The following is a 13,854-nucleotide window of genomic DNA, read 5'->3' as shown; positions in this document are numbered from 1 at the left end:
CGGTGGGGGATCCGATAGATCCCGGTATCTTTTTTGGCCGAACGGACGGCAAAGGAAGAACAACCACTCTGATAATCGTAGGCATGCCCGTCCCGGGCATGAACGGCCACATCCAGGAGGTAGGTCCCTTCAACCAGGTGAACCTTTTCAAAGGCCACCCCTATCCGACCGACATCCGAAAGGGGCGGCAGGGATATTTCATCCAACTGGGTATTGGTCCCGTAACAACAGGTCCCCTTCCCATCGAATAGGGCTACCCCGAAAACCACATCCGGGGTATGACGATGGACCTGAAAGTTGATTTCGACCAAAAGGTCCTCTCCGTCTTGAAAAACGTGTCTTTCCTGACCCCGATCATCCAGCAGCCGAACCCCGGTTATTTCGATGTCCCCGTTGCCCCAACGACTCCTGGAAATAAACCGCTCTGTTCCATTACAAGCTGCCGTTTGCTCTTCTTTAAATCGGGCATCATCTCTACGGGCCACCTCCTGCCGATAGGCGTCTATCACCTGCCGGGGGTCTCCCTGGGTCTGGATACATCCCGACTCCAACCACAAGGCCTGATCGCAGAACCGCTCCACGGTCGGCAGGTCATGGGTCACCAGGACAATCGTCTTACCGGCCTTTTTAAAGGCCGTCATCTTGTCAATACATTTCCGGGAAAAGGATTCGTCTCCCACGGCCAGGACTTCATCCACCAGCAGAATATCCGGATCGACATTGACGGCCACAGAAAACCCCAACCGGACATACATCCCCGAGGAATAGGTCCGGACCGGAACATCGATAAAAGACTCCAATTCGGCAAAACGAACAATCCGGTCAAACCGTTTTTCAATTTCTTTACGGCTTAATCCGAGTATGGTCCCGTTAATAAAAACATTTTCCCGGCCGGTGAATTCCGGGTGAAACCCCGCTCCCAATTCGATCAAGGAGGAAACCCGGCCGTTCATCAAAACCGTCCCGGAATTCGGTTTATAGATTCCGGTCATGACCTTAAGAAGGGTGCTTTTGCCGGATCCGTTCCGGCCGATGACTCCCAGACTGATTCCCTGGGGAATCTCCAAATCCAGATCCTGAAAAACAATCCGGGTTTCTTCTTTGGGTCGGCCTTTCCGGGAAAAGGGATTTAAGAGAAGGGATTTCAAGGTAATATAATCCCGGCTCAGCGTGGTCTGCTTAAATCCTTTAGAAATTCCTTTTAATATGATGGCGGGAGGCATCGATGGTTATATCTTCTCGGCAAAAGTTTCTTTATAGCGTTCAAAAAAGAACATGCCCGTCCCCAGTAAGAGCAGCGACAGGCCCATAAAAACCAGAAGACCCATCAGATCCGGATTTCGGTTATAGAAAAAAACGTTCTGGTAAGCCAGGGTAATCTGGGCCAGGGGGTTGAGCAGGACCCACTTGGTAAAAGAGGCCGGAACCTGGGAAAGGGGATAGAGAATGGGGGTCAAAAAAAACCAGAGGGTCAGAAAGTTGGCCAAAATATGTTGGACATCCCGAAAAAAGACATTAATCGTGGCCAGTATTAAAACCAGACCATTAATAAACAGCAGATGAAGGCCGATAATAACCGGTAACCAGAGGAGGGGCCATCCCGGGTAGATCCCCATGGCCCACAGAAAGCCGAAGAGTATCGGCAAACTTAATACATAGTTTAAGAGGTTGGCTAAAATCTTGACCGCCGGTAACACCTGACCGGGAAAGAGGACCTTGGTGACCAGACTGCCCCCGGCGGTAATCGAAAGCGTCCCTTCCAGCAAAGAGGAGGAAAACCATATCCAGGGCAGCAAACCGACAAACATGAATCCGGCATAGTGCTCCATCTGGATCCTGAGATAGATATTGAAGACCAGGGCATAGACCCCTAAGAGCAAAAGGGGATTCAGGAAGGTCCACAAAAAGCCGAGGAAAGATCCCCGATACCGGGCTTTCAGTTCCCTGACCACTAAGCTGTTTACCAGGCTCCGGTAACGAAACAATTCCTGTATATGTTGACGGATCAATGAAATCATAAAATAGCTTCAATAGGCTTCCTGACTGAATATCCCTTTCCACAGGGTCTTGATTAAAATCTTGATATCCATAAAGAGAGACCAGTTTTCAATATAATACAAATCAAATTCGATGCGTTTTTCCAGGGAGGTGTTCCCCCGCCAGCCATGGATCTGGGCCCATCCGGTCATTCCGGCCTTCATTTTATGACGCAACATATATTTGGGGATCTTGTCTTTAAAGCTTTGAATCAGCTCCGGCCGTTCCGGGCGGGGTCCGACCAGGCTCATCTCACCTCTTAAGACATTGATCAGTTGCGGCAATTCATCTAAGCTTAATTTTCTTAAGATCCGGCCCAGGAAAGTTCGCCGGGGATCTTCTTTTTGGGCCCAAACCGGGCCGGTTTCTTTTTCCGCCCCGACTACCATGGAACGAAACTTCAACATTTCAAAGACCCGGCCGTCCAGCCCCATCCGTACCTGGCGGTACAAGACCGGTCCCGGGGAAGTGATCTTTATAGCCAGGGTTATCAAAAAAAACAACGGGGAAAACAGGATCAATCCCAGGTTGGCCAGGAGGATATCAAAAAATCTTTTCATGATCCGATTCCACCCCACCATGGGGGATTCCCTTAAATTGATAAAGGGCAGGCCTTCAAATTCCTCAACGCCACCCCGCAGACTGATAAATCGGTACAAATCCGGAACGATCTTGATGTCGACCATTTCATCCCGAATCCGGTTCAACAGTTCTTCCATTTTCTGGTGGGCGGTTAAGGGCATGGCAAAGATCACTAAATGGATTCCCTGGGTCCGGATAACCTGATCAATTTCTTCATAGACCCCAAGGACCTCGATCCCCTTGATTTGAGTCCCCACTTTTTGCGGCAGGCGGCTTAAAAACCCGCAGATGACCAACCCTAATTCAGGGTGATTCCGGATGGTTTCGGCCACCTCCTGGGCCAGTTCCCGGGCTCCGACAATCAAGATCCGTTCAGAGCTGAGATGTTTTTTTTGTAAAGAGATGTAGTACTTTTTAAAAAATATCCGGCTTAAAGAAAGGGAGAGAAAACTTAAAAGACCGAAATAGAGAAAAACCAAACGGGAAAATTCGGTCCTTTGGAAAAAAAAGGTAATAAAAACCAGGATCATCAAGGCGATGAAATTGGCTTTAAAAAGGGCCCTTACTTCCTGGGTCCGGTTAAAAAAACGGTGATAGACCCCGGTCAGATGCAGGGTCCCTATCCAGATGGCCAGGACAAAAATAAGGAGGAACAGATAATCCTTAAAAAGAGGGATTCCCTTGGTTACCGGAATGATGGGGGCCTTAAACCGCAGATAAAAAGCCCCGATCCAGCAAGCCGTGAGGATGAAAAGATCATTAAAAAGGATTAAGGACTGGAATAACTGCAACCTTTTTTTAAACATATTTTAAAGGCCTCACCACAGCTTAAGGAGGAAGAGGAAAGAAGGAAGGATAACATAAAAAGTCGCCTCTTTAATCCCCTCGGGCCTTTTCCAGGGCTTCTTCCTTTTTCTTACAGTCGATACAGTGGGTCGTGACCGGCCGGGCTTTTAAGCGCTGCTCCGAGATATCTTCACCGCACTTTTCACAGATCCCGAAACTCCCGTCCTCAATCCGTTCCAGGGCCTCCTCTATTTTTAAAATGAGTTTTCGCTCCCGCCCCCGAATCCTGAGCATAAAATTGCGGTCCGATTCCAAAGTGGCGCGATCGGTCGGATCGGGAAAATTCTCTTTACTGTCGGTCATCCCACTGACCGTTTTTTGAGCTTCCAGAATCAAGGCATTTCGTTGCTCATGCAGAAGTTTTTTGAAAAATGATAGTTTTTTAGTATTCATAACCTCCCTCCTGTCCCTTTACTCCATTCTTGGCCCGGGAATACCCCTTCTTAATGTAAACCCCGCTCTTTCCACCCGATTTTTTAATCAATCCCACATCGGTAATCTGGATTTCACGATCTATGGCCTTACACATATCATAAATCGTCAGAGCCGCCACGGCCACAGCCGTCAAGGCCTCCATTTCCACTCCGGTCCGGTCTCTGGCTTGGACTTTAGCCAGAATACCTACCTGAGGCGGTTCATGACTAAAAGAAAAGCTGAGATCTATTCCAGTAATCCGAAGGGGATGGCACATGGGGATGAGATCAGAGGTCTTCTTGGCCGCCATAAGGGCTGCAATCTTAGCGACACTTAAAACATCCCCTTTTTCAATAGAATTATCTTCTATCTTTTTTAAAGTTTCGGCCTTCATCAAGACCTTCCCCGCAGCCCAGGCCTCCCGCAAGGTGACCTTTTTAATACTGACATTGACCATCCGGGCCCGACCCTGGGAATCGATATGGGTCCAATCCTTTAATACAGGGAGGGGATTCCGGTCTTCTGCTTTATGCGGAGAGGGTTCTCCCGCCTTTTTTCTCACTATCCGTTCCTATTTCTTTCTTTTCCGGGTTTTCTTCCACTTCAAAAGCAAAACTAACCTTCCGGGCGGCAATTTCCCGCAGGGCGACCACGACTTCCTTGTTCCTGGATTGGACCAACGGGGCAGCGCCGCTTCGTATTTGCTTAATTCTTTGAAATGCCAAATGAATTAAGGAAAACCGATTAGGCACTTGTTCGAGGCAATCTTCAATCGTAACTCTGGCCACATGCGCTCCTTTTTAAAATAGTTATCTAAATGAAACTTAGTTTTATAACCTATTTACCAAAAAAAGTAAATTATTTTATTTCTTAATAACTTCCCTTGAAAAAATTTCTCATTTTTTCTATAATTTAAGAATCTAATACCCCATAAGATCGGTCAAAAATATGATCGCTAAAACTTTCAGCAGTGCCATATCCGGAATTGATGCCTATGTTGTCCAGGTTGAGGTGGATATCGCCCGGGGGTTGCCGGCTTTTTCGACCGTAGGACTGCCGGAAGGGGCGGTCCGGGAGAGCAAAGATCGTGTTAAATCAGCCATTAAAAATTCCGGTTTCGAATTTCCCAGCCACCGGATAACGGTCAATCTGGCCCCGGCCGATATTAAAAAAGAAGGGTCGGCCTTTGACCTTCCCATAGCCTTGGGTATTCTGGCAGCTACCGGTTTATTTTCTTCTTCTCTGGTTTCATCCTACCTGATCTTAGGGGAACTCTCCTTGAATGGGGAAATCAAGCCGATTCGGGGCACCTTACCGACCGCCTTATCGGTCAGGAATAATGGGTTTCATGGACTTATCGTCCCCGAGGCCAACGCCCTGGAGGCCTCAGTTGTAGAAGGGATTGAGATCATTCCCGCCAAAACACTGGGCCAGGTAGCCGAATTTTTAAACGGTACGACCACTATCCTTCCCTTGAGCCGGGAGGGAGACCGGAATTTTTCCTTTCTTCAAGGCTATCCTTTCGATTTTAATGAGGTTAAAGGTCAAGAACAAGTCAAAAGGGCCTTGGAAATTGCCGCCGGCGGAGGTCATAACATCATTATGGTCGGTCCACCCGGATCCGGGAAAACCATGCTGGCCCAAAGGCTTCCTTCCATTTTGCCCGACCTGACTTTTGAGGAGGCCCTGGAAACCTCAAAAATTTACAGTGTTATGGGATTGATGCCGGCAGAGGAGGCCCTGATTACGGTCCGACCCTTTCGATCTCCCCACCATACGGTTTCCGATGCCGGTCTGATCGGGGGGGGCCAAATCCCCCGCCCCGGCGAAGTCAGCCTGGCCCATAATGGGGTCCTTTTTTTAGACGAATTACCAGAATTTAAAAAAAACGTCCTGGAAGTTTTGAGACAGCCGCTGGAAGACGGCAGGGTGACCATTGCCCGGGCCATTACCTCCCTGACCTATCCGGCCCGTTTTATGCTGGTGGCGGCCATGAATCCCTGCCCTTGCGGCTTTCTCTCTGATCCGCAGCGGGAATGTCACTGTACCTATCCTCAAATCCAGCGCTACAAATCAAAAATATCCGGTCCCCTCCTGGATCGTATTGACCTCCATGTTGAGGTCCCCTCCGTTAAATTCAAAGATCTGGCCGGTCAAACAGGCGGGGAATCCTCGGATGCCATCCGGGACCGGGTCAATGCCTCCCGGGAAAAACAAAAAAACCGTTTCCAAAGTAAAACCATTTTTTGCAACGCCCAGATGGGCCCCAGACAGATAAAAAAATATTGTTCCCTTTCTCCCGATTCCCAAGGCCTTCTGGAACAGGCCATGGAATATCTGGGGTTGAGTGCCCGGGCTTATCATCGCATATTAAAAATCTCCCGGACCATTGCCGACCTGGAAAACATGGAACATATCGGCCCCCATCATGTTTCCGAGGCCATCCAATACCGCAATTTAGACCGACGTCTTCTCTGAGTAATGCCTCCGTATCCAACAAAACGCCGTTCTCGTCCCCGCCGCCCCAAAAGTACCAGCTTCCTGGTGAAGCTCTCCATTTTTCTGCTGGCCTCGCTCCTCATTACCTCCTTTTTTGCCGGATTTTTCTACCTGCTGTTGCTGTTCCAGTTACCGAACATAAAAAGTCTAAATGATTACACGCCCCCTCTGGCCACTCAGATCCTCGCTGACGATGGAACATTGATCGGTTACCTTTTTAAAGAGAAAAGAGTCCTGGTCTCTCTGGCCGAATTACCTCCCCATTTAATTCAGGCCTTTGTGGCTTCGGAGGATGCCCGGTTTTTTAAACATCGCGGCTTGGATTTTCTGGGAATTATCAGGGCCCTCTGGAAAAACATCTGGGCCGGGGAAATCATTCAAGGTGGCAGCACCATCACCCAACAGGTCACCAAGTCACTCCTTCTTTCTCCGGAAAAGAGCCTTTCGAGGAAAATCAAGGAGGCTGTCCTGGCCTATCGTCTGGATCATTATCTGTCCAAATCCGATATCCTCTATATCTATCTGAATCAGATTTACCTCGGTCATGGGGCTTATGGGGTTGAGGCCGCGGCTCAGACCTATTTCGGGAAAAAAGCCCGCGATCTTACCTTACCCGAAAGTGCCCTGTTGGCCGGCCTTCCACAGGCCCCCAGCCGATATTCACCCCTGCTTCATCCCCAAAAAGCCAAGGAACGACAGCGGTATGTTCTGAAACGGATGGCCGAAGAAGATATTATCTCCGAAAACGAGTCTCGGGCCGCTGAACAAACCCCTTTATTTTTTGCCATCGTCCAGGATCCCAATTTGAACATGGCCCATTATTTTACGGATCTGGTTAGAAAATATTTATATCAAACCTGGGGATCGGAATTTGTATTAAAAGCCGGGTTGGTCGTCAGGACCACACTGAACCTTTCCTTCCAGAAGGCAGCCATGGAAGCTGTTATCAATGGGACCAAGGCCGTCCAGGGTCGTCATAGCTATACCAGGGCTATAAAGCGCATTCCTCCGGACAAAATAGCTGATTATTGTCCCAAGCCGGATCAACCCCTCTCCAAAGAAGATAGAAAGAGGGCTGACATCACTACCGGGGTAGTGGCTCAAATCGATCCCATTGCCCAGACCGCCAAAGTCTGTATGGGTCGGGAATGGGCGATCTTACCGCTGCCTTCGGCCACTGCCTCCCCGGACAAAGGCCAGGAGGACGATGAAGGCCTGGCGATAAAAACCGATCCAGCCCTCCCTGCTTTAACCGTCGGCGACGTCATTCGTCTTCGCCGGGATCCGGTCGGCCATACGTTGACGATTTTAGACGAAGACCAGGTAGAGGCGGCCTTACTTTGTATTGAAAGTCAAACCGGATCGGTCAAGGCCCTGGTGGGGGGAAAAAATTATGGCCAGACGGAATTTAACCGGGCGGTTCAATCCCGACGACAACCCGGTTCTTCTTTCAAGCCCATTATTTATGCCGCCGCCATAGAAAAAGGACTTACGCCATCCTCCATTCTCATGGACACCCCGGTCTATTTTGGAGGAGCCCATCACTGGGCCCCTCAGAACTTTGATCACAAGTTTCTGGGGCCAACAACCTTAAGGACGGGATTAATCCAATCCCGGAATATCGTTTCCATCCGAATCCTCCAAAGGATCGGGGTCTCCTATGCCATCCGTTTTGCCCAGCAGTTGGGAATTTCCTCTTCCCTCTATCCCAACCTTTCCCTGGCCTTGGGGTCTTCCGGGGTCTCTCTTTGGGAGATGGTTACGGCTTACAATTGTTTTCCCACCCTTGGACAAAGGGTGTCCCCTTTTTATATCAAGCAAATCTTCGATCGCTATAACCGCAAGATTTATGAATATCACCCCCGACCGGAAACGGTGATGAAACCGGAAACCGCCCATACGATGGTCCAACTCCTTGAATCGGTTGTCAAAGAGGGCACCGGCCGGCGGTTAAAGGCCTTGGGGAAACCGGTGGCCGGGAAAACCGGGACTACCAACGACTTCCGGGATGCCTGGTTCATAGGATTCACCCCTTCCTATGTCGCTGGGACCTGGGTGGGCATTGATGATTTGACCCCTTTAGGGTCCGGGGAAACCGGGGCCCAGGCTGCAAGCCCCATTGTTTTGGAATTTTTTCAAAAAGCCCTTTCGGCTTTGCCTCCCCAGGAGTTTCCTGTTCCTCAAATACAGGAAAAAGATCCGGGGGCAACACCGAGCCTGTGGGAAGAATTCAAGGGGTCAAAAGGAGGATCATCCTCCCATAATCTGGAATGAGGGATTTTAAGCAAAAACAGCCCTTTTCACTCACCGCAGAGATCAAAGGGCTGTTAGGTTGGCTTTAGGTCTGGAGTAATTAAATGTTTTTTAAGGAATCCTTGACCGTGTAAAGAAGGATGAAATTCTTGTCCAATTCTTCGGTCAAGGCCTTTAATTTATCCTCGGGCAAATCCATGATGCGGATATAGACGTGGCGGCAGTTTTCCTCGCACATATCATAAGAAGACAGGATGCTGACCATTCGCCCGCCATGTTTTCTGATGATATCAGCCACATCTTTAATGGAACCCGGCCGATCTTCCAGGTTAAAGGCAAATTGGGTACCTCCCCGATAGATACCGGTTAAGGAGACCAGGACCTTGAAAACATCACCCTGAGTGATGATTCCGACTACCTTTCCTTTTTCGTTGACTACCGGGAGGCCGGAAATCCGATGCTCCAGCATCTTTACCGCCGCTTTTTCCACTGTTTCTTCAGGGCCGACGGTAACTAAATTTTTTTTCATAATATCTTTTATTTTTAATTCCGAAAGGAGGTAGTACAATTCATGAACATCTAAAGTGGTTGCTTTGGAAGGGGAAGCCTCTTTAATATCGCGATCAGTAATCATGCCGACCAATTTTCCTTTTTGCATAACCGGCATGCGACGAATATTATTTTCCTTCATGATTTGAGAGGCCTTCATCATGGAAGTTTCTTCATCTATAGTAATAACGTCGCTGGTCATCCATCCTTTAACTAACATGGGTTATCCTCCGCTCATTTGAATTGTAAACATTGTAAACCCTGACATCGCCGTTTCACCCCTTTTGGGATGTCTGATTATAAAATAACCTTATTATAATTGCCGGTATTGTCAAGTTTTTTTTGTTAACGAGGCACCCGGTCGATAAGGGTTTTTCCTTTAGGCTTGCAGCCTTTTTTCCCTTGACCCTTCACAGAGTTTATTTTATCCTGAAATTCAATCCAATCTGAGGGTATGAGAGAAATCGCCGGATCTTAAAATGAATTTCAAGGAAGTATTAATAACTTTGATGGGGCGATTACAAAAAAGGCATATCAATTTTGCCTTATCCGGTGGATTGGCTTTAACTACCTTGGGAATATTCAGATTCACCAAGGACATTGACTTGATGGCCCCGGAGGAATGCAAGGGGGACATCGAAAAAATTATGATTGAACTTGGCTATGAAAAACAGGACTTCAGCAATGATGAAATCCTTTCCTTTTGGTCTCCCCTCAAGGTCTTTGGACAGATTGATTTTTTAATAGCCAGAAGAAAATATGCCAGGGCAATGTTAACGCGTGCCCGGAAAATCCCTATCTTCGATGGGACACTTGAGGTTAATACCTTATTGCCGGAGGATCTGATTGGTTTAAAAATTCAGGCCCTGGCAAATGATCCTGAGCACCGGACCCTGGTGGATGCCCCGGATATAAAGAGGATTCTCCAGCTTCACAAAGATACACTGGATATGAACCTGGTCAGGGAATATTTCCAACTTTTTAATAAGGAGGTCTTGTTGGATGAGTGGCTTGCCAAGATTGAAGGATGAAGAGAGACAGGAGCTGCTGCAGGATTCAAAGGACGTCCGAAGGGGAGAGGTTTGGAGGGCCATAAAGGTTCGATGTCATAAAGGGGACCTGGATGAATATATTGAATTTTTATCGGAAAATATAGGATCTTTTTATAGTTATCCCTCCAAAAAGATATCAGATCGTTTCAAACTTTAATTACCGTAACACTTTAGTTGTTTGAAAAGAGAGTTTTTTTCACCGCAAAGGCGCGAAGAACGCAGAGAGAAACATCTTTGTTCAATCCCGTGAGAGGCGGGATTGAAAAAAACATCCCTGGACTCCGGCCCGGAGGGGCCTACACCCCGGAGGGTTGCGAAAGCTTTTTCCTTTCTGTCCTCTCAACAGAAAGGAAGATGTATTCCTTTCGACTCCCAAAGGGAGTCTCTTATAAGATCGGCAGATCGGCTCCCGGCCGGGAGCCTCTGCAAAAATTCGACAAAGTCGAGCGGACCGATCGACCTTTGCGCCCTTTGCGGCTCTGCAGTGAATATTGTTTTTCAAAAAGCTAAACTGATACTAATTACCAAATTAAAATAAAAGATGAAATAACTTAAAAGCCTCCGCACGGGCCGGGGAGTTTTCGGGAATGGTGCTGGTTGGTTTGCCTTCTTTGTCGAACTCATAAATGAATTCATCCTTGGGGACAACCCCCAGCAAAGATAACCCATGGTCCTGTAACAAGACTCCCCAGTCTTTTATTTCTGAAAGGTCTTTCGTTTCCGCCTGGTTGATAATGACCAGATTTTTTTCTATTTTCAGCCCTAATTCTTTGGTTAAGTCCCCGATACGAATAGCGGCCTGGATACCCCGGCGGGAACTGTCGGAGACAATCAGCAAAACATCTATCTCCCGGGTGGTCAGTCGGCTGATATGTTCCATACCGGCCTCGTTATCGACGACCAGATAAGGATAATTTTGGGAAAGTTTTTCTATAAACTGGGAAAGCAGGGTATTGGCGGCACAATAACATCCTTGTCCTTCCGGCCGGCCCATGATGATCAAATCAAAGCCTTCGGCTTCCACCAAAGACTCCTGGATCCGCATCTCCATGAAGATGTCTTTGGTCATGCCGGGGAGACCCCCCTTTTTCATCTCCTCCCGGGCGTCACCGATGGTTTGGCGGGCCGTTACCCCCAGGACTTCATTCAGGTTGGCATTGGCGTCGGCGTCAACAGCCAGGACCGGTTTTTTTCCATTTTCGATCATGTACCGGATTAAAAGACCGGCCACGGTTGTTTTACCGGTCCCCCCTTTTCCGGCTAAGGCAATGGTATAGCTCATAAATCAATTCCTTCCAGCATCCCCTATCCTCTTCTCCATACAAATGATCTTTTCAAAAACCCGTGGAAAGAGTTTTTGATCGGTATGGGGAAGAAATAGGGACGCAATATAATTATTCATAAAATTATTGTTTTCACTTAACTCGATATTGGTTATTTTATTGAATATCCTTTTCACTTCGGTTCTGAGGATATTGGAAAAACAGATCAGACGGGCCCCTAACAAAGACCCGTTTCCTATAAATTTAAATTTATCCAAAGGTAAATCCGGCAATAAACCGATGATAATGGATTTTTCAATATTGATATAATTTCCAAAACCACCAGCGATAATAACCTCTTCCAAATCCGTCATGCCTAATCCGACTTCATTTAAAAGGGTCACATAACCGGCGTACATAGCCCCCTTGGCCCGAATCAAGTTATCAATATCCACTTCGGTAATGACAATATCCCGACCAATCTGGGTGTCTTTGGACCAGGCCAGGACATATTCCAGACCGTCACTTCCCTCTCGAATACGATCCGTCTTCAATCCATGTTTAAATTTTCCATTTTGATCCAAAACACAGGACTCCAGCAGTCCGGCCACGATATTGATCAGACCGGACCCACAGATCCCTTTGGGTTTGATCATTCCGATAGTCAGGATCATAGGTTCAAAAGTATTCGGATTTACACTAAAATCTTCTATGGCCCCTTCTGTCGCCCGCATCCCGTGTTTGATCCCCCCGCCTTCAAAGGCCGGACCGGCCGAACAGGCCGCACAGGTCATCCATTCGGAATTGCCGATAACGATCTCGCCGTTGGTTCCCAAATCAATATAGAGGGTTAATTTGTCCTGCCGGTACATCCCGGACCCCATGACCCCGGCTATAACGTCTCCCCCCACATAACTGGCGATAGAAGGGAAGAGATAAGCCCGTACATGCTCTTCTAAATTGATCCCTACTTCCTTGGCCCTGATGGGGGGAATATAATTCATCGGTGGGGTATAAGGGGCTATCCGGATGTAACGGGGTTCAATCCCTAAAAATAAATGGGTCATGGTGGTATTTCCGGCCAAGGTAATATGGGTAATACTTTCAAGGGGTATTTTATGCTTTCGGATCAATTGCTTAATAATTCCATTGATAGTTGAAATAACCAGGTCTTTCATCTTTTGCTGCCCCCCTGGTTTCTGGCTGTAAACAATGCGTGAGATTACATCCTCCCCGTAACTGATCTGGGCATTATATTCGGCATGTTGGGCCAAAATATCGCCGTTATTGAGATCCAGTAATTGTCCCCAGACCGTTGTTGTTCCAATGTCTATGGCAACGGCAAAATTTTGCTGGGTCATATCCCCGGGTTCAATATTGATCAGTTGAATTTTACCACCCTTTTTTCTTGGGTTTCCAATAGTTACTGTTATTTTCCAGTCCCCTTGTCTTAAAACCGCGGACATTTTTTTGATAGCATAAAAATCAACCGTTATATTATGAATCCCATGGACTTGTTTTAAGGACCGGATGACCCGTGAAAGATCGCTGATATTATCGGCAATGGTGGGTGGACTGACCTCTAAATATTTTTTTTCAAAAGGGGGATGAAATTTTCCGTTAACAATCAAATCTTCAATCTTGAGTTGGGAGACCACCTGCCAGGCTCCGGACCGGGGGCGATACCGATCCAGGACCTTCCGGTCCAACTGGGATTCGGTAGGGATCGTTACTTCCAAGTCACCGATTATTTTTGTTTTACACGCCTGCCGGACACCAAGGGCGTAATCTTCCGGGCTCAATTTATCCGTCCGGTCGCTCTCCACTTCTCCTTTATCAATGATTACCCGGCACTTCCCACAAACCCCTTCTCCACCACAGGAGGCATTAATATGTATCCCGGCCCGCATAGCCGCCCGCAACAAATTCTCGCCCTCGGGGACTATCACTTCTATTTTATCCGGATTAAATACTATTTTTCTGTCTGACATAATTTTTTCCCTTTCCCTTCCTTCCTTAAAAGACCTTCCTTTTTTTGTCAAGTAAATAGGGAATGTTATCCATAGTCTTTTTAGAGGGTCTACTTTTGAGTTGCTTTTGTTATTATTTTCCTATATAAAGAATTAACAAGTTTTCTTTGAGGAATCAGTAAATTATGGTATATTTTCCTGTATTATAATAACCACCTAAAATCCATAAATTCAAAGATTCTAAAAAAACCGTATAACAAAATCTAAATTTCCTTTTCCTCCCGGTTAAGGAAGTTATGGTAGATTTTATTATGGGGTTTTTAATAAAGATATTAAAGAAGTTTTGTATTATTTTTTATAATTATTTTAATTAGTTATTTTAGTTATTCC

At 47.1% G+C, this 13,854-nt stretch carries 12 protein-coding genes; 3 read left to right on the top strand and 9 right to left on the bottom strand.

What is annotated here, in order from left to right:
- From HY879_25300 to HY879_25275, 6 genes are all read right to left on the bottom strand, one after another.
- Positions 1-1,223: ABC transporter ATP-binding protein (locus tag HY879_25300; GenBank protein MBI5606661.1), on the bottom strand; the 1,223-nt coding region annotated here is incomplete at its 3' end.
- Between the two features lie 6 nt (positions 1,224-1,229).
- On the bottom strand, positions 1,230-2,018 hold the full coding sequence (locus HY879_25295; GenBank protein MBI5606660.1) for an ABC transporter permease: 789 nt from the start codon (positions 2,016-2,018) through the stop codon (positions 1,230-1,232).
- A 9-nt stretch (positions 2,019-2,027) separates the two neighbouring features.
- Positions 2,028-3,425: an undecaprenyl-phosphate glucose phosphotransferase gene (locus HY879_25290; protein MBI5606659.1), complete on the bottom strand. Its 1,398-nt coding sequence runs from the start codon at positions 3,423-3,425 to the stop codon at positions 2,028-2,030.
- 70 nt (positions 3,426-3,495) lie between these two features.
- Entirely contained in the window at positions 3,496-3,858 is a 363-nt protein-coding gene (dksA, locus tag HY879_25285) for an RNA polymerase-binding protein DksA (GenBank protein MBI5606658.1), read from the bottom strand.
- Positions 3,848-4,336, bottom strand: a complete 489-nt coding sequence (moaC, locus tag HY879_25280) for a cyclic pyranopterin monophosphate synthase MoaC (protein ID MBI5606657.1) — start codon at positions 4,334-4,336, stop codon at positions 3,848-3,850. The genes dksA and moaC overlap by 11 nt, the downstream gene beginning before the upstream one ends.
- A 70-nt stretch (positions 4,337-4,406) precedes the next feature.
- Positions 4,407-4,667, bottom strand: coding sequence for a DNA-directed RNA polymerase subunit omega (locus HY879_25275; GenBank protein ID MBI5606656.1), 261 nt, complete (start codon positions 4,665-4,667; stop codon positions 4,407-4,409).
- A gap of 160 nt (positions 4,668-4,827) precedes the next feature.
- Between HY879_25275 and HY879_25270 the strand changes: the two genes are divergently transcribed.
- Together HY879_25270 and HY879_25265 are read left to right on the top strand one after the other, a co-directional pair.
- Positions 4,828-6,357 (top strand): YifB family Mg chelatase-like AAA ATPase, encoded by a 1,530-nt coding sequence (locus tag HY879_25270; protein MBI5606655.1) that lies wholly within the window; start codon positions 4,828-4,830, stop codon positions 6,355-6,357.
- A gap of 66 nt (positions 6,358-6,423) precedes the next feature.
- Positions 6,424-8,652 carry a PBP1A family penicillin-binding protein gene (locus HY879_25265; protein MBI5606654.1) on the top strand — a complete coding sequence of 743 codons (2,229 nt, stop codon included), beginning with the start codon at positions 6,424-6,426 and terminating at the stop codon, positions 8,650-8,652.
- A 79-nt stretch (positions 8,653-8,731) separates the two neighbouring features.
- Here the strand turns inward: HY879_25265 and HY879_25260 are convergent, their stop codons facing one another.
- On the bottom strand, positions 8,732-9,400 hold the full coding sequence (locus HY879_25260; protein MBI5606653.1) for a CBS domain-containing protein: 669 nt from the start codon (positions 9,398-9,400) through the stop codon (positions 8,732-8,734).
- Between the two features lie 289 nt (positions 9,401-9,689).
- On the opposite strand from HY879_25260, the gene HY879_25255 reads away from it, so the two are divergent.
- Complete coding sequence (locus HY879_25255; GenBank protein ID MBI5606652.1) at positions 9,690-10,211, top strand: nucleotidyltransferase; 522 nt, start codon at positions 9,690-9,692, stop codon at positions 10,209-10,211.
- Between the two features lie 550 nt (positions 10,212-10,761).
- Here HY879_25255 and HY879_25250 read toward each other — a convergent pair.
- Together HY879_25250 and HY879_25245 are read right to left on the bottom strand one after the other, a co-directional pair.
- On the bottom strand, positions 10,762-11,514 hold the full coding sequence (locus tag HY879_25250) for an AAA family ATPase (protein ID MBI5606651.1): 753 nt from the start codon (positions 11,512-11,514) through the stop codon (positions 10,762-10,764).
- Positions 11,515-11,517: 3 nt separating this feature from the next.
- A complete protein-coding gene (locus tag HY879_25245; GenBank protein ID MBI5606650.1) occupies positions 11,518-13,485 on the bottom strand; it encodes a DUF4445 domain-containing protein in 1,968 nt (655 codons plus the stop codon).
- Positions 13,486-13,854 lie beyond the last annotated feature (369 nt).

This window comes from Deltaproteobacteria bacterium (genome assembly GCA_016219225.1).
In the GTDB taxonomy this organism is placed as follows: Bacteria; Desulfobacterota; RBG-13-43-22; order RBG-13-43-22; family RBG-13-43-22; genus RBG-13-43-22.
Note: the sequence above shows the minus strand (reverse complement) of the source record. Positions and strands in the feature narration are given on the sequence as shown.